Origin of the sequence: Paenibacillus xylanexedens, assembly GCF_007676705.1 — a bacterium.
Classification (GTDB): Bacteria; Bacillota; Bacilli; order Paenibacillales; family Paenibacillaceae; genus Paenibacillus; species Paenibacillus xylanexedens_C.
The window spans coordinates 237,298-257,845 of the sequence record NZ_VEBF01000006.1; the positions used below are offsets into that span (position 1 = coordinate 237,298).

Annotated in this window: 19 protein-coding genes; 7 read left to right on the top strand and 12 right to left on the bottom strand. The window is 47.4% G+C overall.

Features of this window, described 5'->3' with window-relative positions; translation table 11 throughout:
* The first annotated feature begins 344 nt into the window (after positions 1–344).
* From FS628_RS25240 to FS628_RS25255, 4 genes are all read left to right on the top strand, one after another.
* On the top strand, positions 345–1,073 hold the full coding sequence (locus tag FS628_RS25240) for an amino acid ABC transporter ATP-binding protein (protein WP_051449904.1): 729 nt from the start codon (positions 345–347) through the stop codon (positions 1,071–1,073).
* 39 nt (positions 1,074–1,112) lie between these two features.
* Positions 1,113–1,946: a transporter substrate-binding domain-containing protein gene (locus FS628_RS25245; RefSeq protein WP_145325711.1), complete on the top strand. Its 834-nt coding sequence runs from the start codon at positions 1,113–1,115 to the stop codon at positions 1,944–1,946.
* A 100-nt stretch (positions 1,947–2,046) separates the two neighbouring features.
* On the top strand, positions 2,047–2,769 hold the full coding sequence (locus tag FS628_RS25250) for an amino acid ABC transporter permease (protein WP_145325712.1): 723 nt from the start codon (positions 2,047–2,049) through the stop codon (positions 2,767–2,769).
* 156 nt (positions 2,770–2,925) lie between these two features.
* The gene (locus FS628_RS25255) at positions 2,926–3,576 is read left to right on the top strand and encodes an amino acid ABC transporter permease (RefSeq protein WP_145325713.1); all 651 of its coding nucleotides are present in this window, start codon (positions 2,926–2,928) and stop codon (positions 3,574–3,576) included.
* 450 nt (positions 3,577–4,026) lie between these two features.
* Here the strand turns inward: FS628_RS25255 and FS628_RS25260 are convergent, their stop codons facing one another.
* The 9 genes from FS628_RS25260 to FS628_RS25300 all read right to left on the bottom strand — a co-directional run bounded on the left by FS628_RS25260 (position 4,027) and on the right by FS628_RS25300 (position 14,435).
* Entirely contained in the window at positions 4,027–5,364 is a 1,338-nt protein-coding gene (locus tag FS628_RS25260) for an FAD-dependent oxidoreductase (RefSeq protein ID WP_145325771.1), read from the bottom strand.
* Between the two features lie 59 nt (positions 5,365–5,423).
* The gene (locus tag FS628_RS25265) at positions 5,424–6,278 is read right to left on the bottom strand and encodes a carbohydrate ABC transporter permease (protein WP_145325714.1); all 855 of its coding nucleotides are present in this window, start codon (positions 6,276–6,278) and stop codon (positions 5,424–5,426) included.
* Positions 6,262–7,176, bottom strand: coding sequence for a carbohydrate ABC transporter permease (locus tag FS628_RS25270; RefSeq protein ID WP_145325715.1), 915 nt, complete (start codon positions 7,174–7,176; stop codon positions 6,262–6,264). Before FS628_RS25270 ends, FS628_RS25265 begins: the two co-directional genes overlap by 17 nt.
* A gap of 83 nt (positions 7,177–7,259) precedes the next feature.
* The gene (locus FS628_RS25275) at positions 7,260–7,970 is read right to left on the bottom strand and encodes a hypothetical protein (RefSeq protein WP_145325716.1); all 711 of its coding nucleotides are present in this window, start codon (positions 7,968–7,970) and stop codon (positions 7,260–7,262) included.
* 30 nt (positions 7,971–8,000) lie between these two features.
* Positions 8,001–9,296, bottom strand: coding sequence for an ABC transporter substrate-binding protein (locus FS628_RS25280; protein ID WP_145325717.1), 1,296 nt, complete (start codon positions 9,294–9,296; stop codon positions 8,001–8,003).
* Positions 9,297–9,399: 103 nt separating this feature from the next.
* Entirely contained in the window at positions 9,400–10,167 is a 768-nt protein-coding gene (locus FS628_RS25285; protein ID WP_145325718.1) for a response regulator transcription factor, read from the bottom strand.
* A gap of 5 nt (positions 10,168–10,172) precedes the next feature.
* Complete coding sequence (locus tag FS628_RS25290; RefSeq protein WP_145325719.1) at positions 10,173–11,996, bottom strand: sensor histidine kinase; 1,824 nt, start codon at positions 11,994–11,996, stop codon at positions 10,173–10,175.
* A gap of 275 nt (positions 11,997–12,271) precedes the next feature.
* Complete coding sequence (locus tag FS628_RS25295) at positions 12,272–12,460, bottom strand: aspartyl-phosphate phosphatase Spo0E family protein (protein WP_036616818.1); 189 nt, start codon at positions 12,458–12,460, stop codon at positions 12,272–12,274.
* Positions 12,461–13,040: 580 nt separating this feature from the next.
* Positions 13,041–14,435 carry a helix-turn-helix domain-containing protein gene (locus tag FS628_RS25300; RefSeq protein ID WP_145325720.1) on the bottom strand — a complete coding sequence of 465 codons (1,395 nt, stop codon included), beginning with the start codon at positions 14,433–14,435 and terminating at the stop codon, positions 13,041–13,043.
* Between the two features lie 266 nt (positions 14,436–14,701).
* On the opposite strand from FS628_RS25300, the gene FS628_RS25305 reads away from it, so the two are divergent.
* The gene (locus FS628_RS25305) at positions 14,702–15,826 is read left to right on the top strand and encodes an LLM class flavin-dependent oxidoreductase (protein ID WP_145325721.1); all 1,125 of its coding nucleotides are present in this window, start codon (positions 14,702–14,704) and stop codon (positions 15,824–15,826) included.
* 114 nt (positions 15,827–15,940) lie between these two features.
* Here the strand turns inward: FS628_RS25305 and FS628_RS25310 are convergent, their stop codons facing one another.
* Positions 15,941–16,519, bottom strand: coding sequence for a TetR/AcrR family transcriptional regulator (locus FS628_RS25310; RefSeq protein WP_145325722.1), 579 nt, complete (start codon positions 16,517–16,519; stop codon positions 15,941–15,943).
* Positions 16,520–16,800: 281 nt separating this feature from the next.
* Between FS628_RS25310 and FS628_RS25315 the strand changes: the two genes are divergently transcribed.
* Entirely contained in the window at positions 16,801–18,012 is a 1,212-nt protein-coding gene (locus FS628_RS25315; RefSeq protein WP_145325723.1) for an MFS transporter, read from the top strand.
* A gap of 62 nt (positions 18,013–18,074) precedes the next feature.
* On the opposite strand, the gene FS628_RS25320 is transcribed toward FS628_RS25315, so the two are convergent.
* Both FS628_RS25320 and FS628_RS25325 read right to left on the bottom strand, forming a co-directional pair.
* Positions 18,075–18,485 carry a DUF2000 family protein gene (locus FS628_RS25320; protein ID WP_145325724.1) on the bottom strand — a complete coding sequence of 137 codons (411 nt, stop codon included), beginning with the start codon at positions 18,483–18,485 and terminating at the stop codon, positions 18,075–18,077.
* Positions 18,482–19,045, bottom strand: a complete 564-nt coding sequence (locus FS628_RS25325) for a hypothetical protein (protein ID WP_145325725.1) — start codon at positions 19,043–19,045, stop codon at positions 18,482–18,484. The genes FS628_RS25320 and FS628_RS25325 overlap by 4 nt, the downstream gene beginning before the upstream one ends.
* Before the next feature lie 207 nt (positions 19,046–19,252).
* On the opposite strand from FS628_RS25325, the gene FS628_RS25330 reads away from it, so the two are divergent.
* The gene (locus tag FS628_RS25330) at positions 19,253–20,494 is read left to right on the top strand and encodes an ATP-grasp domain-containing protein (protein ID WP_186327962.1); all 1,242 of its coding nucleotides are present in this window, start codon (positions 19,253–19,255) and stop codon (positions 20,492–20,494) included.
* Positions 20,495–20,548: the final 54 nt, after the last annotated feature.

The window sequence follows — 20,548 nt, forward strand, 5'->3', positions numbered from 1 at the left end:
CTTGCCATGTACACGTGGAACTTGATGCTATTTGTTTTGTTGATCAGAGTCATAAATCAAACATCACTTCCAGTATACTCTATACAACTATTCCAAAGGTTGGTAAACAACTAGGAGATTAGATTCATTTTTCTGTCAGGATTCGTCACAAGACTTTTAATAACATGACAGATATATAACATAATTATTGGCTATAGCCCTATGGAACCCATTACTTATGTCATGTTTTATCACAAACCAATTGCCAGAAGCAGGATGACTATGTATGATTAAATAACTAGTTTCAATTTATTCCTTATTATCCCTTTTACAAACAGACGTTGCAGAAAGGATGGGGTGTACTCTTGATTGAATTTAGGGGTGTCCAGAAGCATTTCGGTCATTTTCATGTCCTCAAGGATATCCATCTTCACATCGAAGAAGGAGAGGTCGTCGTCATTATCGGACCTTCCGGCTCCGGCAAAAGCACGTTACTCCGCTGTATTAACCGCCTGGAGACCATTACCGAAGGTGAACTTGTCGTCAGTGGGATCCCTCTACATCAGAAAAAGGTGGACATTAACCTCTTCCGCCGTGACATCGGCATGGTATTTCAACACTTCAATCTCTATCCTCACAAAAAAGTCATCGATAACATTACCCTTGCACCCATGAAGGTGCGCAAACAACCCAAAGAACAGGCAGCCGCAACAGCAATGAAGTATCTGACCCGGGTGGGCATTGCCGACAAAGCAGACAGTTATCCCTCCCAGTTGTCCGGTGGACAGCAACAACGGGTAGCCATCGCCAGAGGACTCGCCATGGAGCCCAAAATCATGCTTTTTGACGAACCTACCTCTGCTCTTGATCCCGAGATGATCGGGGAAGTCCTCGATGTTATGCGTTCCCTTGCCCATAATGGCATGACCATGGTCGTCGTTACCCATGAGATGGGATTCGCCCGTGAAGTGGCGGACCGGGTCATCTTCATGGACGAAGGCCGAATTGTAGAAGAGGCCAACGCTGCCGAATTTTTTGACAACCCCAGAGAAGAACGAGCACAGCAATTCCTGAGCCGTCTGATTCATCATTGAGAATAATCCACTATTCCATTTTGAAAGGGGTCTTTATTCATGAAGAAATTATTGAAATGGCCATCATTCATGCTTGTCCTCATTCTCTCGCTCGTATTATCAGGTTGTAGTACAGGCGAGGAAAGTAGCAGTAGTGGCGGTTCTGGCGGGGATGCTGAAGCCAAAGGAACAATCGAGCAGATTAAAGAGCGCGGCAAACTCATTGCCGGTGTGAAATATGATACAAAGCTATTCGGCTTGAAGGATCCCGCAAGCGGTAACGTTGAGGGATTCGATATTGATATCGCCAAAGCACTCGCCAAACAGATCCTTGGAGATGAAACAAAAGTTGAGTTGAAAGAGGTCACTTCCAAGACGCGTATTCCCATGCTGCAAAACGGAGACATCGACATCATCATCGCCACGATGACGATTACGGATGAGCGTAAGGAACAGGTGGATTTCAGTGATGTTTACTTCGAGGCAGGCCAATCCCTGCTGGTGAAAAACGACAGTGCCATTACCGGCCTGGAAAGCCTCAGCGGAGTGAAAGTGCTCGCGGTGAAAGGCTCCACATCCGCTCAGAACATTCGCGAGAAAGCCCCGGATGCCGAGGTGCTTGAATTCGATAACTATCAGGACGCGTTCACCGCTCTCAAAGCCGGTAAAGGCGAAGCACTGACCACGGATAACATTATCCTCATCGGCATGCAACAGACGGATAACAACTTCCAATTGGTTGGTGGCAATTTCACAAGCGAACCTTATGGTATGGCCATTCGTAAAGGCGACACCGCCTTCGTGGAAGAAGTCAACACGCTGCTCAAAAGCATGAAAGACAGCGGGGAATATGACACACTACATGAGAAATGGTTGGGCTCCAAGCCCGAGTAACCCGAATTAAGATGGGTAAGCGGCGAATTCGTCTGCTCGATGCAATGATGAGCAGACGTAATCGCTGTTTCTACATCTGGAGAACGGAGGCTTCGCCTATATGGGCACATTGGATTTCAGCGTACTGATGCGACACTCGGATCGTTTTCTGGAAGGATTCCTGAATACCATTCAAGTGAGTATTGTAGCTCTGCTCGGCAGCTTTATCCTTGGCGCGATCCTGGCCATCTTCCGGATATCCCCTGTGAAACCACTGAACTGGATCGGTACGGCTTTTGTGGAATTTATCCGGAACATCCCACTGTTGCTGGTTGTGTTTTTCTTCTATCTCGGACTGCCTGCACTCGGCATTTCACTGGATGGATTTGTCTCCGGTACACTGGGCCTAACCATCTACACGGCAGCTTTCATTGCCGAAGCGATCCGAGCAGGCATTCAGACTGTGCCGCGTGGACAGCTGGAAGCAGCAAGGTCTTCAGGCTTGTCCTATGTACAGGCCATGAACCTGATCATTCTTCCCCAGGCTATCAAGATTGTGTTGCCGTCCATTGGCAACCAGTTTATTAATCTGGTCAAAAACTCTTCCATTCTTGCCGTCGTCGCCGGGATGGATCTCATGTATTTTGCCGATTTGGTCAACTCGGATACATTCCAGCCGCTAAGTGTGTACACCATTGTTGCGCTGTTCTATCTGGTGCTGACACTACCACTCAGCTTCCTGGTGCATTATATGGAGCGCAGGTTTGGACAGAGCGATGCAGATGCGCGCAGCACCAAAGGCAAACCGAAAAAGAACAAACCGGCAGGTCAGGTCACCATGTAACAGATTGACTTGTACCTGGCGTAGATTTTATAGGCGATATATTGGCTATTTCAGACCTTTCGATGATTTTATTAGTCCGTTATTTTGGCTAGTCCATGCTCCATCTATTTGATCTTCGATATTCCATTCCTGCATACAGAAGGAGGCTAATAAAATATGGACTTTAGCGGGGCCTATGCGTGGCCCAACCTTCGTTTCCTGCTTCAAGGATTCCTGATCACCCTGCAGGTAGCAGGGCTATCCATTGTATTCAGCTTCGTGCTTGGAACTGTGTTGGGCACGGTGCGGTATACCCGCATCCCTATTCTGTCACAGATTGTGGCAGTGATCGTGGATACGATCCGGAATCTGCCGCTACTGCTCATCATTTTCTTCATCCACATCGTACTTCCGCAGCTCGGGATCAAAATGTCCGCCTTCTGGTCCACCGTCGTTGGACTCAGTCTGTTCGAAGGTGCGATGATCGCCGAGATCGTCCGTAGCGGTCTGAAATCGGTTGAGCGCGGTCAGGTGGAAGCTGCCCGTTCCTCGGGACTTAGCTACATGCAGACTCTCGGTGGCATCATCATGCCACAGGCGCTACGCCGCATGTCCCCGCCGATGGTCAGTCAGTTCATCTCACTTCTAAAGGATACTTCACTGGCGATCATCATCTCTCTGCCGGAGCTGATGCACAACGTGCAGATCCTTGGCGGTCAAAGTTTTGATTACATTATCCCGGCCCTGCTGCTCGCAGCCGTATTGTATTTTTTCATCAACTACGCGCTGTCCATTGTCGCAAGGCGACTTGAGGCACGGATGAATTGATAATCGGAGGGAACAAGGCATGAAAGAATACGAAACATGAACGAACATGAAGGAAAGAACCAAATGGATGAAAAGAATGAAAGCGCCCCAAAGACTCTAAACCCACCTATGAAGTGGATTTAGAGTCTTTGGGGTTACAATTATGCTCATCAATTCACGAGCTTCCCACCAATTTCTAACGAACTGAGGGAAGCTTATTTAGCCATTTTCGGGACAATTCCAATCTAACGAATCGTAGACGCTCTATTCTTCCGATTCACCCCGCTTTTACCCCCTATTACAGGGTTTTGAGCAGAATAGCTTCACTGAGATTCGTTACATTTTTCATTTCAGCTTATATCCCCAAATTAGACGTCTCAGGTTCGTTAAAACTTACGCCACCGCGAATTAAATAAACACCCACTCCCACTATTAATGATTCGCCCAATTCGTCCACAATCAGCTCATCCGCTAGATCGCCGCTCCGTTGTGACGTAATTCCGCCTGTAACAGCTCGATCGGCAGTTCCACCGGGTCCAGCTTCATCTTCACTGTTAGTGCAGCCGCTGTTCCCGCGGCCTCCCCGGTAGCCATACAGCTTGGAGTCAACCTTGTCGTTGCATGCGCCTCATGTGTAGTGGAGATGCAGCGTCCTGCCGCCAGCAGATTGCGGGTATTGCGAGAGATCAGACAGCGATACGGAATATCGTACGCCCCATCTCCTTCTATAAAGGCAGCCACAACGCCTTGACCCGAAGGGTCATGAATATCAATCGGATAACCGCTTCTGGCAATCACATCGTCAAACTTTCGTCCTGCAACCACATCAGCCTTGGTCAACGCATAATGCCCAATGATTCGTCTCGATTCACGAATACCAATCTGCGGCGCTACTGCCGAGATCGAAGCCCGTTCAAATCCAGGCACATCACGCTGCAAAAACTCAGCGATCATCAGCACCTGCTTCCGTCCTTCCTGTTCAGCAGAGGTCAGATCCTCGGCATCTGTCGCATCAAGTCCCTGCACCCGGGTACAATTAATCAGCACTTCGTCCTCTGCCGGTCCGGTAAAAAACAATACCTGATCGCGATTAATTGCCACACCCGCTTTTTTCCACTGGGAGTAGAAGCCGCTCACCCCGGTTAACGGGATGCTGTCCAGTTCAGCAAAGGGGGTTTTCACATAGAAATCCTCCGGATGCTCCTGCATGTATTGTTTTACTCGTCCAAGGTCCACACCACGCATACGAAATTTCATGGTCATCGGCTGCGACTGATGATCCCCGTCTCGTCCTTTTGCCACAGAAGCACCCGCAAGATAAGCCAGATCCGCATCCCCGCTTGTATCCACAAATACATTCGCATGGAACTCTTTTCGTCCAGACTTGTTTGTCACTCGTACCGCTTCCACCCGATCATCCCCAACAACCACTTCGTCCACAAAGCTGTGCAGTAACAGCCGGACACCAGCCTCCTGCAACATCTCTGCCGCAACCACCTGAAAGATGGCTGGATGGTACGGTGTGACGGTATGCACAAATCCAACCGTATCGCGCAGATGCCCCGGTGAGCCGCCACTTGCCTGCAAACGATCCACAATCTCCTGTGCAATGCCTTTAATGACCTGCTCACCGCGCTCCGTATGGAAAGTCATCCAGGGATAGACCATAGCAGCGGTTGACATCCCACCTACGAATCCGTATCGCTCCACCAGCACTGTTCGTATACCCTGCCGTCCAGCAGCAATGGCTGCCGCTATACCCGCAGGGCCTCCTCCCACAATAACGACATCTGCTTCTTCCTTTTTCATGCTCATCCGTTCACGCAAATGTTGTCCCTCCTTCCGTTCTATTGCACCCATTGCAAGGCTTACTCTTTCAGTCCCGTCATGGCAACCCCCTCAATGAAGCGCCGTTGTGCCAGGAAAAAGACAATTAACAGTGGCAAGGTCGCCATGACGGTGGCGCTCATCAGATATTGCCAGGCTGTACCCACTTCATCTGTAAACAGGGATAATCCAAGCGGCAGCGTCATTAGATCACGCGAGTTAATGAAGATCAACGGATCAAAAAACTCATTCCAGATGGTCACAAACGTGAAAATCGTCAGCGTAGCCATACCCGGCTTGGCAATGGGCAGCATAATTCGCGCATATATTCGAAAGCGATTGCAGCCGTCGATCATCGCCGCTTCCTCCAGCTCGGTTGGCACGGTAATGAAGAACTGCCGCATTACAAAGATGCCAAATACACCGCCCGCGCCAAAGATCGGCAATAATATCAGTGGAAGATGGGTATCAATCCATCCCAGCTGCCGCATGAATAGAAACATCGGAATCGCTGTCACCTCATGGGGAATCATCATCGCACTTAGCAGGATGAGAAATACCACATTACGTCCCTTAAACGGAATTTTGGCGAATGCATAACCGGCGAGAGAGGCAAAGAATACTGTTCCTATCACAACCAACGCAGAAATGTAGATACTGTTCCAATAAAAACGGTGAAACGGAATCAATCGAAAGACATCGATGTAGTTCTGAAATCGGAATGGTTCCGGTATCCACTGCGGTGGATAGATGAATATACTCTGAGGCTCCTTGAATGACGTCGATATCATCCAGATAAATGGCACAATCATAATGAGCGAAATCAGAGTCAGCAACAAATACGTCCCAAGAGTACTTCCTATCTTCCGCCCCGAAGGACTAGGCATCGCCTTCATTGAATACCCACCTCTTTCGGAGCTGCCATTGCAGCAGCGTCAGAATTAGCACGATAAAGAACAGCACATATGCGAGAGCAGAAGCATAGCCGAACTGAAATAATTTGAATGCTTTTTCCCAGATATAATAAACCAATACCTTTGTGCTGTTGCTCGGCCCGCCCTGTGTCATCACATAGATCTGCCCGAATACTTTGAGTGAACCAATCACGGTCATGACTACTGTCAAAAACACTGTTGGCGTGATCATGGGCAACGTGACGTGAAAGAAGGTTCCCCTTTTGCCCGCCCCGTCTAATGTTGCTGCTTCGTACAGTGAACGCGGTACCTGCTGAATGGCTGCAATGAACAGCACCATATTCAGACCGACATTTTTCAGCACACTTGTCACGATAACCGCTGGCATTGCCAAATCCTGATTGTAAAGCCAGGCCGGACCCTTGATGCCCAGCATCAACAGAAGCTGATTAATCAATCCCGACTCTGTCGCATACATCAGCTTCCACACGATGGCCCATACGATCAACGAGGTCATGACCGGAACAAAGATGGCGGTTCGGAAAATTCCGATGCCCCGCAGATTTCTGGACAATAGCAACGCGAGCAGCAGGGCGAGCACAATATTAAGCGGCACCAGCCCCGCTGTGAAATAAACCGTATTGGCGAGCACTTTCCAGAACATGGCGTCTGTCATAATATTCCGGTAATTATCCAATCCAATAAAATGATGATCCCCCAGCAGCGGCCAATCGGTCAGGCTCATGTATAACGCGAGACCCATGGGAAACAGCAGCAGCAGGGTAAACCCAAGCACCATCGGCGAGACAAACAGCCACCCCGCGATCTGGGCCTCTCTGGCGAGCGGCCCCCTTCTTTTTCGCTTGCGTGGATGGGTCACAATCAGGCCCCCCTTTTTTAGACTTCTCCCCTGAAGCTGGGGTTGTTCTGGCATCGGAGTCGCAAGTGTAAATATTCTTTAATTCAACTTATATAGTCCGGACGGTTCAGACTGTCCACCACATTGCGGAATCCATTCACAGCCCTTCGCAACTGTTCCTCCGTGTTGCCTGTCACGACCGCCCCAAGCATGATCGCTTTGACCCCGGTATGGCACAGCACCCGAACATCCTCCGGTACCAGCTTTCGCTGGGAAGGAACTAATACCGGAACCTGGGCTTGTAAGACCAGACGGCGATACTTGAGCACATCCGCGAAGCTCAGCGGTGTACCATATTCCTTTCCGGGTACAATGGATGCCTCCAGAGCGGTGAAGCCGAAGTGCGCTGCCGATGTTACGAGCGAATCATCATATTCCTCATTGATCGCAAACGTTGGGTCCAGCCCCAGTTCATCCAACATGAAAGATGGCAAGTGATGTGCATAGATGGAATAGAAATCAAAGCCCATCCCCCCAAGACGCTCCACATCCTCCCTTTGTGCTCCATCTATATTGCCAGAAGGTACGACCCCAAGCGGACCACCAAACTCGCTACGGATCGCCCGAAAAACTTCGGCATACATGTCCAGTGGACCAAAATGATTCCCGCTGGCGCGATGACCGACATTATAATGCACCTTCAGTGCATCAGCACCCTCTTCCATGGCTACCCGAGCCAAAGCAATATCATTCTCAGGCAGACTGACCACCAGCGACAGCGGTTTCCGCTCAAGTAATTCTTTGAATTTGCCCATCATTCTCACCTCCGGTTTTGATCGAGTTATTCAGGGTTGCAACACACTTTGGATCTCTTCCTGCATTTGTTTCAGGTTATCCTCAGCTGTCGCTGCCTTTGCAAACAGTCGGTCAAATCCCTGCAATACCGCATTGTCGATATCCTGCCAACGGATATGACCGGGAATTAAGCGCGCTTTCGGCATTTCATCAATGACGGCCTGCACAATATGCTCTTTGCTCGGGTTATTCGGCTGAAGAATGAATGCATCTGAGTTCAGAACAGAGGTACGCGGAGGTACAAAGTAGGTGGCTGTGGCCTGAATCCCCTGCTCACTGGCAAAATACTTCAATAGCTTCTTCGTTTCCTCTGGATGTTTGCTGTCGTTGAACATGGCATATCCGGCCTGCCCCAGCATCGGCACACTGCCTTGAGAGCCGGAAGGCATAGGAGCGATGCTCCATTCAAAATCCGTAATCTCTCTTGCTTTGGAAACATAGCTGTAATTATCAAAGAACATGCCCACATTACCCGCATCAAAGCTGACCTGTTCGCCCGCCTTCGGGTGTGATTCATCGGTGAACATCATGCGTTCCAGTAATTCAAAGGTCTGTACGCCATAGGCATCGTTCCAGGTGAACGTTGTCATGCCTTCGTCGAATGGACCGCTTCCATTGGACCAGGAATAGGAGGAGAGCACCGCCCAGGTCTTCCAGTCGCGAAAAAAGTTGGCACCATAGACTCGGTTAGTCGCATCCTTGCTGGTAATGGCTTTGGCGGACTCTTCGAACTGTTCCCATGTCCATTGTCCTTGGGTGGCAAGTGTGTTTGGATCAGTCAGGCCGACCTTGTCGAACAGCGTTTTATTGTAGAACATGACCACCGGAGGTGTAGAAAAAGGTAGTCCCAGCAGTTGGTCGCCATCACGAAACAAATCCAATGTGCTTGGAATATAATCATCCAGCTTAAACTGTGCATCATCTTTGAACTCGGATACATCGGCCAGAATGTGGTTGGACTTGAATTGCGGTACCATTCGCTCCGATACCCAGGCGAGATCGGGAAGAGAGCCTCCGGCGGCAAGCACTGAAATTTTTTGCTGGTATTCTGCAAAAGGTACGGATTCCATCGTTACTTTGATGCCTGGATTTTCCTTCGTGAAGCCATCGATCAACTTGTTGTATACATCCATATGCGCCTGATTGCCCCACATCATGAACTTCAGCTCGACATCGCCATTCTCCCCGCCTGCACTCCCAGATTCACTGCTGGAATTGGAGCTTGTGCACGCGATTGAAGCCATCATCATGAGTACAAGCATCAGTATCAGTCCTGCTTTTTTCATGGAAATCCCCCTTATGGACGTCGTGGTATACATGTGCAACCAAAGTATAACGAAAGCAGCGTTCCCTCATAAATCACGTCAACTACAGAAATGGTATGGTTTTTCAAGAGATACTGAATCGGTCTCGATATTCTCCTGCGGTCCATCCCACCTGCTGCTTGAACACCAGCATGAAGTGTTTGGGGCTCTGATGCCCGGATAACCGTGCCACATCATAGATTTTGAGACCCGTGTTGATCAGCAACCACTTGGCCCGCTCCATACGTGCCTCAGTGATGTATTCAGAATAATTGATGCCTATTTCGTTCTTGAACAACTGGCTTAAATAAGTGGGGTTCAAGTTAACGAGATCTGCTATCGTCTGAAGTCGCAGATCTCCATCGGGATGCTGCTTGATGTGCTCCTTCACATCTCGGATAATCTTCCGTGTATCTCCGCCAGCGTGTTCTGCTTTGCCTGATGGCTCAGGGATAGAAAGAGTTGTAATACCGTATCTGCGATCCAGCAGCAATTGAATCTTTTGTATGCATAATGCCAGTTCATAGCGTTCGATTGGCTTCAACAGGTAGTTCAACACCCCGAACTCCATCGCTCTGCGTGCATATTCAAACTCGCCGTAGCCGCTAATGATGAGCATTAACAATTCAGGGTACATGTCTCTGGCTTTCGATACCAATGTCAATCCGTCCATTTCGCGCATACGAATATCCGTGATTAACACATCCGGCACTTCACACCTCAGAAAATCCAGCGCCTCGGTACCGCTCGACGCTTCGCCCGTTACCTGAAACTGAGAAGACACTTGTACAATCAGCTCTCTCAGTCCTTGACGGATGACCGTCTCATCCTCTACAAGCAATACTTTGTACATACGCTTCATTCCCCTTTCGGTAGAAGTTGAATGGATATCGTGACTACCAGACCCTGCCCGGGACTTCCATCGATGCTTAGGCTGCCGCTTTCTCCATATATGAGGCGAAGCCTTTGGGCGATATTGTTGAGTCCCAGACTATCACCGGCATGGCAACGTAATGCCTCATGGGCAGGCTGTCTGGAGATGGCTTCGTTTAACTCATCCATCTCTGCCTGAGCCATACCCTTACCGTTGTCTCGCACGCTAATCAGCAGCTCATGGTCAAATTGCAAGGCAGATACCCAGATCATTCCCCCATCTTCCTGCCCTTCAATGCCATGGTAGACTGCATTCTCCACCAGCGGTTGCAGCATTAGCTTGGGAATCGAACATTCCGTTACTGCTTCTTCAATGTCATAGATGACCTCTAACTTGCCATCGTAACGTACCTGTTGAATGCGTACATAGGATTGTACAAAAGCCAGTTCTTCCCCAAGGGGAACCATCCGGTCCACCTTATCAATCGTGTAACGCAAAAGCTTGCCAAGCGCCGTTACCATGTCCGACACCTCAGCATGCTTCTGGCGAATGGCCATCATGTTAATGGACTCCAGCGTGTTGTATATAAAATGGGGATTCATCTGGCTTTGCAATGCTGACAACTCTGCCTCCCGCTCTTGAATGCCCAGCAGAAACACCTCATTGAACAGTCGATGAATCTCTTCCATCATTCGGTTAAAGCCCCGGCTCATCTGTCCGAATTCATCACTGCTGAAGTGTGCTACCCGCTGGCTGAAATCTCCCTGCTCCACCCGAATCATGTGGTGCTTCAGTCGAATCAGTGGCCGGGTGATACGATAGGATAACAGAACCGCCAGAATCGCTATACCCGCCATACACAACACTGCGAACCATATTGTGAAGGTGAGCATCTCACCCGACTCCTTTTGAATCACGGCAATAGGTGTAAGACTGATCACCGAAAGCCCGGAATAGCTGGAATGGTGTTGTACGTAGAGATAGGGCTGCCCATCCAGAACAACTTTTTGGTTTCCTGCATAGCTTTGAAGCTGTTCATGCATTAGCAACTGGTCGTACGCAGACATTCCTCCGGTTGAGGTCCGTTCGAACAGAAGACGCTGCTTGCTGTCTACAATCATCAGGCCTGCATCTTGCTCATAATTCAGATTGGATAACAGTTGGCCGAAGGCCTCCAGACGGATGTCAATCAGAATGTAACCCAATCGCTGGAGCGTACCCGGATCTCGAAGCACTCTGCCCACTGATATATACGATTCTTGCTGACCGCCCGTGTAATAGCCGGGTTCATGCGGAGGAAGCAGGCGCCATGTCCCTTCCGAGTCTTCAAGCTCTGCAAACCAGTCATCCTGCCTGCTGTCCCATACTGGCTTGACCGTCAGCGAATCGAGATTGGAGAACAGAATGCCGCTGTTGCTGATCAGGTGAATCCCCCGAATCTCGGGTCGGTCATAAGCTTGACCAGATGTGTAGAGCTTCATTTTCAGATAATCCTCAGACCTCGCCCATGCACCCGACCCCATTGAAGCGTTGTATTTGCCCAGAATGCCAAGCACCATCTGATCGTAAAGCGGCAAGAGCGACAACCGCTCAAAGTCCTTCAGCAGCCGATTCAGATTGGCGTTAATCTGGCGAACCATATCAATGGTGAACTGCTCGGTCTTGCGATCCATCGTCTGCGAGAAATGCTTGTAGTTCATCAATCCCTGCAAACTTAACGGCAGCAACGTCAGCGCCAGGAACAACAGGAGCAACTTGGTGCGCAGGTTTACGTTTTTTCTGAAAAAAATGCGTACCTTGTCCATCATTTCGGTTCATCCCTCCCTCTCCCGATCATTGTATGAGCCCCCTTCACAGATAAATCTGGATATATCTGGGGTCATCATATCCAGTTTTAATGATCATTCGCTATCCTGCCAATCCTGGAATTGGTACGGAATCTCAAGTTGGCCGCATTGGCTTCAGATGAACGCAAAAAAGCCGACTGTATCGCTACAGTCGACTACGCTATTTCTATAAGAACAAATCCGCTGAATTAATCTAGCCAAACAATCGGTTGAATTAGACCAAAAAACCGACTGCATTATGCAATCGGTTGTCTGTTCCTGAGATGGCTTTTATATTTGAATCGATTATATTCATTAATAAGCTCGTCCAGTACCATGGACTGTCGAAGGACTTTGTTGTCTTGCATGCCATGATTCTCCGCCAAACGACTCAACTCTTGCCTGTTCCGTTCGATTTTATCTGTGATCTGTACCGGTTCACTCACAGCATGCACCCCCTCTTTGTATAACATTTTAGGATACATTGCCAAAAAATTCATATTATATTCCTTTGCAGAATAAAATATTTATTTACATAGAGATACTTTCAACATCAAGCATTTTGCATAGAGAGTTGACGTCTCTTCTTTTCTACAAGATGTGGGCAAAGAAAATTATAGCATGTCTACATATCGTATTCGAGAATACTCGAATCCTTTACCGTCAAAGTGAGTTGTGGACATATTATCCATTTTACCCTAAGTATCTCTTGCACCTTTCTCTCGCGAGAAGTTAATAAGTTTATCGAAAAGAAATACAAGGATTAGGAATGCTCAACGTTCAATATTTGTCGTAAAGCATCTGAATATCAATCTGCACAGGCAAATCCTATTTTCGTTATGAATGATCTAATGGACAGTACAAATAAGCGTCCCATCTCCATATCCGGGAAATAAGACGCATGCTATTGAAGATCTTTTAATTACTTATCAAAAACTCTCCTAATATCCGCCTGCACCATGATTGAAAACTAGATTTATAATATTGTTTATACCACCAGTAATACTAGAAAACATAACGAAAGAACTAAACAGCGTTAATGCCAATATTGCTTTTTTTCTCATATCGACCATAAACCTCCTTGATAATACTTTTATATTGAGACTCTATTGAATCAGAAGCCTGTGTTCTGTATTCTTCGAATAAACTCACACAATAAATTATGGTAGAGTCATCCTTGATTTTGTGGGCAGAACTCAGACAAGTAAGCAGGTTCATGAATCCTTCATGATACCTTTCTTTCGACAACTGGTAGAATGCTAATTCCGCCCAAAATTTAGTGTACCGATCATCCTTTATTTGAGTAATATAACTACTCTGATGGTTACGATCATTTAATAACATATGAATAAACAATTCAAATCTTTTGAGAACGTGGTCAACATTCAATTGATACAGATTAGCCGCTTCCATAACCTTCACAAGTCCAAGAAGAGTTTCATTGTCATTATCCTCTATAAAGTCGAGATAGGAGTTAAGTGAATCATAGTCCCCTGTCATCAACTTATACAAATAGGTGTTAACTTCAGCCCAATCTTTGAATCGTTTTATGAAGAGCTGATCCTCTGAAGTAGGATCTTCAATAACAATATTTGAATAATAAGAAGTGTACTCTAGTGCCTTTTCGTACTCTTTGCGTTCTCCCCATACTGTTGCCGTTAATAAGTACGCATAAAATTTATAAGTAAATAACGGGTGTTTGGAGGCTCGAATAAACTCCAATCCCTTTTTTTTATTTTTGTATTGTTCCAAAAATTTGACTCGTTGCAACAGTTCATCGGCTAACTGAAATACTTTATCCCAATGACATAACCCATTGTATGTATTAGCCAACTCCCTAATCGCATCCAGTTGTCGTTCCTCATCCAGCCGATTAATATACGGCTCAAAATGTACGGCCGCACGAAGATTCTCATGCTGGTCCTGACCGAGAGATAACGTGAAGATCCGATACTGGCACAGCGCCAGACGTTCCGAGTGCTGATATTTCTCACATTCCGCCACACATTCATACAACATCCGCGCAGCCTTCTTTTGTCCACGTTCAAGCATGCCTTCAGCCAATTCGAACAACTCCGAGATATACGAGCGATCATCCGTTACTTCCTGGATAACCCTCTGAATACATTCCAGCTTGTCCAATTCAGCACAGCGCTGCAGGAATGGCTCCAGCCTTCTCCAGTGGGGTGCCGATTCCACGAAACATTCAGCCCCATAAATCTCGTAGAAATACCCCTCTTCCAGCTTCATTCCCTGGGTAATCAGATCCAGCTGTGCCATAGCGATGGGTCGAGTCCCCTTGATAATCGCACTGAGGGTTCCAGCGTTAACCCCCGATATGTCGGCAAAATACTGTAAGGTGTACCCTTGTTTCCTGATGTAGTCCTCAATATATGAGCGTATCGTAGTTGTAGGTTCCATGTATCCCACCTCCACAATGAAAATCCATAATTTTGAATTTATATGATAAGCACAATTTTAATCCTAAATTTTACAGCGGTCAATAAAAATCGTGGCAATTTCCTTTACATATATGCATCGGAGCATGAAATGAATATTTGCTTATAGAAAAAATCCATTAGAAGAATTAGAAAGAACGTGATACATTTAATGCAACTTACATATCCTACTATTTCAATAGGATTATACGACACAGAATTATTAACTCAGTTCAAGGAGAAGGTCAGATGAAATTTGCCTTGTTTAGTCTCATGATGAATCTGCCTAATGCAGTAACCGGGGAAGCTCTGACGACTCAGCAGAAATTCCACAATATATTAGAGCAAGCGATGCTGGCTGAACGACTGGGATTCGACGCCTATGGAATCGGTGAACGACATGGTGCACCGTTTCTATCTTCCTCGCCGCCTGTCGTATTAACCGCAATAGCGGCAGCAACCACACGCATCCGGTTACTAACCACCGTCACCTTTCTTAGTATACTTGATCCGGTCCGGGTTGCCGAGGATTATGCCACGCTGGATCAAATATCAGGCGGACGGCTGGAGATGATCATTGGGAAAGGCAATGACCCTCGGCACTATCCGCTGTTCGGCATCCGCGAAGAGGAACAGTGGGATTCACTCGATGAACGCTACCACCTGCTAAAACGGCTGTGGTCTGAAGAGAATGTAACCTGGCAGGGAACGTATCGCCCTCCTCTCGAGGGAGTTACCACGTGGCCAAGGCCACTTCAGCAATCCATTCCGATCTGGCATGGTAGCGCGTCCAGCACGGTCTCCACCGAACTCGCTGCCAAATATGGCGAGCCGCTCTTTACGTCGAACTCTTTTCATCCGCAAGCCAAATACAAAGCGTTAATCGATCACTATCGGGAGCGCCTTGATTATTATGGTCATGATCCGCAACAGTCAGTGATTGGCTCCGGTGCCGGCAGTCTCTATCTTGCGGATACCGGTGAAGAAGCCATCCGCCGCTATAAGCCATATTATGAAGCGTTCCATGCCACTGCCGCCGCACAGCATAACCAGTCTCCCTTTACCGATCTGGAGGATAACATTGCACGAGGTCCCGCGTTGATCGGCAGTCCGGAGCAGGTTATTGAGAAAATTCTGGACTATCATGCCGCTTACGGACATCAGGTGCTGAGTATCAGCGTAGATGGATTAACACATAGCGAGCAGTTGGAGCAAGTGGAGCGTTTTGCCAAGGAAGTAGCCCCTATACTACGCCGTGAACTGCCCAGTTCGGTGTGGAACGAACCCCCGGTGTTAAGCGAGCACTCATCCTCCCTTTCCTCCAACGCTACAGATTCATGGCCTACAGCCATCTCACCTATATTCCAGGTTTAAGTTTCTCCCACGTACAATACACACATGTTCCTTCCAGGGTGATTCCTACGAATTGCCCTCTTCCCTCCTCCCTCTTTCTACTTCCTCTCATCGGTATTGTCGCTCGCCCTACATCTATTCGGACTGAATGCCTCCAAACAGGGAATTTAGCAACACCTCTACATAGGAATCATCCATCGCTTCCCCCGTCACTAACATACGATAGAACACCGGCCCATAGATCAGATCAATGTAGAATCCAATGTCCACCCCTGCCTTCAATTCGCCACGCTCCACACCCTTCTCCAGAATTCCCCGAGCTTCACGTCGACGTGGTTGGATGTATCTTGTACGGTATTCTTCGGCAAGCCCTGCATCCGATTGCCCTTCCCCAATAATCTGTGTAATGACCTTGCCTTCCCGACTGGTCAAAAAACGAACCAGATTACTCGCATGTATGCGTATATCTTCAAATACCGACCCTGTATCCGGTACTGGCAATCTTGCCGTTGCAGCTGACATATATCCGTCCATAATGACGGCGCCTTTGTTCGGCCACCATTTGTAGATAGTGGCTTTGCTCACCTGTGCACGTTCAGCGATCTTCTCGATCGTAACTGCTCCGAATCCGTACTCCAACAACAACTCATACGATGCTGTAAGAATGGCATTCTGGGTTTCCATGTTACGCGGACGTCCTCTTTTGGCAGTCATCTTGAGCCCTCCTGGATGTATAAAATATATTTAATCATCAGTAATTTTCATAAAAACGATACGTTCATTATACTAAACTGCCATGAGTACACACAATTCCCTCCTCCGCCCACCTTTTCATCCCCTTTAATATTCTCATTAAAATATGTAGAGCCTATTTACAATACTAAACGTTTAGTTTATTATATGTTTGTAATTAGTGTACGTAACGTTTAGTAATTGACGATTTTTAATATTAACTGTTTATAGAAGTTACTAATTTAGAACTGTGGAGGATGATTATGATGGATATGAGACAACAAGTGAAGAAGGCACCTGTGCCCACCTGGATTATTTTTTTGCTGGCATCAGCTTGTGGATTAATCGTGGCTAACCTGTATTATGCTCAGACTGTTATCGGACCGATTAGCATGACCACGGGACTGTCTTCTGCCGCTGCCGGATTGATTGTAACGTTGACACAGATTGGCTATGTCATTGGTTTGCTGTTTATCGTACCGCTCAGCGACATTACCGAGAATCGGCGCTTGGTCGTGCTTTTCCTGGTCGTACTGGTCGTTGCCCTGATTGCTGCGGCTTTCTCGCCCACTGCCGTTGTATTTCTGACAGCCTCTCTATTCATTGGCATAGGTTCTGTTGTTGCTCAAATTTTGGTACCCTATGCGACATATCTTACTTCCGAAGAGCAACGCGGACAGGTGGTCGGCAATGTAATGAGCGGTCTGCTGCTAGGCATCATGCTCGCTCGTCCTGTGGCAAGTTTCATCACCAGCCTCTTCGGATGGCAGACGGTCTTTGTATTCTCGGCTATTGTCATAGCACTTCTGATGTTGCTTCTATCCCGTGCTCTTCCTGCTCGCAAGCCTGAACCCACCTTGAAATACGGGCAATTAATCGTCTCCTTGGGCACACTATTCAGAACGATGCCTTTGTTACGCCGTCGGGCGTTCTATCAAGCCAGTCTGTTTGGTGCTTTCAGCTTATTCTGGACGACGGTTCCACTCAGGCTCGCTAATGATTTCGGCATGTCACAGCAAGGAATTGCCTGGTTCGCACTGGCTGGTGTTGGAGGTGCTATCGCCGCTCCCATCGCCGGGAGACTGGCAGATCGCGGACTAACGCGAATTCTGACGGGTGCTGCCATGGTGATTGCTGCTGCGTCATTCGGTCTGGCTTATGTGTTCCAGAGCCACTCCACGTTTGCACTGATTCTGCTTGTGATTGTGGCGATCACACTGGATATGGCCGTGTCGGGAAATCTGGTGCTGGGTCAACGCATTATCTATTCGTTAGGAAGTGAAGCGAGAGGGCGTGTGAACGGTATATTCATGTCAATCTTTTTTGTCGGCGGAGCTATCGGGTCCTCTCTTGGAAGCTGGTCTTATGCGAACGGAGGATGGAGTCTCACAACGCTGATTGGCCTGATCATGCCACTGCTCGCTTTGGTGTATTACTTTACGGAAAAGAAAGCGGCAGTTGTCAGCAACGAATAACGATTCTTTCATATGTAAAGAAGGGCAGAGTGATCCCTAAGATCAGCTTCTGCCCTTTTCCCTTATTTCATGACACTGAATTTTTTGGTCGCTGCCCTAACTTGATCATCCTCGCCCCATACAATGACACCTACCACTTTGGTAGCTTCCAATCCCATTGAAGCAATCTCAACTGCATATTGTTCAAAAGCATTGTTGAGTGACTGGCCTGTCTGTGAAAAAACAACATGGCTCAGTCCCCCGCTGTCATCTGAGCAGAGTTTGGCCAGATTGATCAGTTGATTCTCCCCGGCCTTCAGAATGACAGTGCTATATCGGATGCCCGCATGCTGAACGCCGCTATGATCCAGCACAGGTTGATCAGAATATAACCCCGGCTCATTCAGGGCTGCTTGTCCCATTAACAGGGCAGCCACATTAGCGCCGGCGCCAGGTTCCAGATTTTTATCCAGTATAATAGCAATTCTTTTCATATGACTGTATTCACCCTCTGTGTATTTTGTGTAAAACATACCCATGGCATATTGATTCCTTCGCGCAATACTTTGTAGGTCACAAGCCCGTAATGATCAGCGCATAGCTGATTCGTGAGCGCAATGGATTTCTCTGTGTTGTGCATGACCTTCCTGCAAGCTTCAGGGTTGGACGATACGGTGCTGCTCTCTCTATAGGTTGTATCAAGTTCAGATAACAAGTATGTGGTTGCTGGATGATGATAGATAATATCGATCTGATCGGGACATACCGCATGGCAGCCGGATAGAACCAGCGCAGGAATTTTCTCCACAAAGCTCTCAGACACCGCTAGTTCAGAATCCATGATGAAGCTGTTGAGCTTGGGATACGCCCCGGGGACCAGCAAGCAGGATATGATCCCTAATCTCAAGTCTTCCGCAGCCGCTTCAAATTCAGGGTATGGCTTGATACGTTCCGAGTTGCCTAACTTCTTTGCGATATGCATGCTGCAAGTCAGGAATCCTTCATCGTCTCCCAGCGTTCCCAGTATGGCATATTTCTCTTTAACGATCTCCATTTATTTCTATTTCCTCCTTTTTATTTCTAATCCGCTAAAGATCGTATACCAAAAAATTCCTATTGTCAATTAACACTTTAACGTAACACAAATATGTATTTCCGTTCATATTTCCCGCCAAAAAGTGCATTGAAAATGGAAAATGTTGAGTTATAATGTTATGAAATGAATTTTTGCTATTTTTATCATTTTGTTGAGGGAGGATTTATGAAAACAATTGTATACATATCTGATTTCAGGCTTCCAACTGGATTAAACTTCGTTAAACCTTTGCAGAAATTGGCAGAGCACAAGAAAATTCTGATTATTGAACGGCATAATTTGCATCATGATGAGGTGCTGAGGGACTTCTTTGATGAAATTAGATATGTCGATCATCTGGAGTCGGTAGATGCCATCCGGGAGCATATGATGCAGATCCGAGAATCCCATTCCATCTCTGCTTTGTTAACACCGGGTGAGAATGCGATTGAGATCGGTGGTCAGCTCCGTTCCGAGTTCGGAATCCCCGGTATGCAGCGCAATCAGGCTGAGGCTGTTCGCAACAAATGGATCATGAAACAAATGCTGCATCAACGCGGAATTCGGACATCCAAAATTGCAATTGCTCTACATGAACAGGACTATATTCGTTTCACTGCTGTGCACGGGTTTCCGATTATTGTGAAGCCACTCAGCGGATATGGAAGTATCAATACGTTCAAATTATCCAGCATGGATGAACTGGTACATTATCTACACCATACAAGACAAGCACAGCAAAGGGATTTGCTGGAGGAATTCATCCACGGTACGGAGTTTCATTGTGATTCCATTGTGTCTAAGGGCAAAGTTGTATTTGCATCTGTCTCCCAATACCTGTATAACTGCCTGGATATTGCGACGAAGCAGAAACCTCCAGCCAGTATTACGTTCCCTGAAGGCACGGAAGCTGATTTTATCAATCACATCAAAGAACTCAATGAACGGGTCATTGCTTCCTTGGGTATCAATCAATCCGTAACACATGCCGAACTTTTTCTGACTCCGGAAGGAGAAGTGGTGTTTGGAGAAATTGGTGCAAGAATCGGGGGATCACATGTTATGCCTCCTTGTATCAAGAACACCCATGGCGTTGATTTCTTCGAAGCCGTCACTGATCTGGAAGTTGGAATATATGAATTTAAGCAACAGGAGACGCGCCATAAATTCACAGGCATGATCTGCTTCCCTTCACGCGCAGGGGTAATTCAACACATATCCGGGATAGAGGATTATGCCGATATCCCTGGCATCATTGAGTTCAATGTATCCTATCAAGTGGGACAGCGCGCCGGGGACGTCAACGATACCATGACCCGATCAGGCTATGCTATCGTGGAGGGTGATTCGTTCGAGGAATTGCGTCAAACCCTGCTGGTTATGTACGATCGTTTCAAGATTGAAGTGACGGTTGCTGAAACCGTATAAGATGTACGTATCATCCTCACTGTTTTTGGTCTGGAGTGACGGTTATCTTGGGGA

Bases quoted from the DNA above. Each gene is read 5' to 3' on its own strand.
- FS628_RS25245 (WP_145325711.1), top strand. From the start codon at position 1,113: ATGAAGAAATTATTGAAATGGCCATCATTCATGCTTGTCCTCATTCTC.
- FS628_RS25250 (WP_145325712.1), top strand. From the start codon at position 2,047: ATGGGCACATTGGATTTCAGCGTACTGATGCGACACTCGGATCGTTTT.
- FS628_RS25255 (WP_145325713.1), top strand. From the start codon at position 2,926: ATGGACTTTAGCGGGGCCTATGCGTGGCCCAACCTTCGTTTCCTGCTT.
- FS628_RS25260 (WP_145325771.1), bottom strand. From the start codon at position 5,364: ATGAAAAAGGAAGAAGCAGATGTCGTTATTGTGGGAGGAGGCCCTGCG.
- FS628_RS25265 (WP_145325714.1), bottom strand. From the start codon at position 6,278: ATGAAGGCGATGCCTAGTCCTTCGGGGCGGAAGATAGGAAGTACTCTT.
- FS628_RS25275 (WP_145325716.1), bottom strand. From the start codon at position 7,970: ATGGGCAAATTCAAAGAATTACTTGAGCGGAAACCGCTGTCGCTGGTG.
- FS628_RS25280 (WP_145325717.1), bottom strand. From the start codon at position 9,296: ATGAAAAAAGCAGGACTGATACTGATGCTTGTACTCATGATGATGGCT.
- FS628_RS25285 (WP_145325718.1), bottom strand. From the start codon at position 10,167: ATGTACAAAGTATTGCTTGTAGAGGATGAGACGGTCATCCGTCAAGGA.
- FS628_RS25290 (WP_145325719.1), bottom strand. From the start codon at position 11,996: ATGATGGACAAGGTACGCATTTTTTTCAGAAAAAACGTAAACCTGCGC.
- FS628_RS25300 (WP_145325720.1), bottom strand. From the start codon at position 14,435: ATGGAACCTACAACTACGATACGCTCATATATTGAGGACTACATCAGG.
- FS628_RS25305 (WP_145325721.1), top strand. From the start codon at position 14,702: ATGAAATTTGCCTTGTTTAGTCTCATGATGAATCTGCCTAATGCAGTA.
- FS628_RS25310 (WP_145325722.1), bottom strand. From the start codon at position 16,519: ATGACTGCCAAAAGAGGACGTCCGCGTAACATGGAAACCCAGAATGCC.
- FS628_RS25315 (WP_145325723.1), top strand. From the start codon at position 16,801: ATGATGGATATGAGACAACAAGTGAAGAAGGCACCTGTGCCCACCTGG.
- FS628_RS25320 (WP_145325724.1), bottom strand. From the start codon at position 18,485: ATGAAAAGAATTGCTATTATACTGGATAAAAATCTGGAACCTGGCGCC.
- FS628_RS25325 (WP_145325725.1), bottom strand. From the start codon at position 19,045: ATGGAGATCGTTAAAGAGAAATATGCCATACTGGGAACGCTGGGAGAC.
- FS628_RS25330 (WP_186327962.1), top strand. From the start codon at position 19,253: ATGAAAACAATTGTATACATATCTGATTTCAGGCTTCCAACTGGATTA.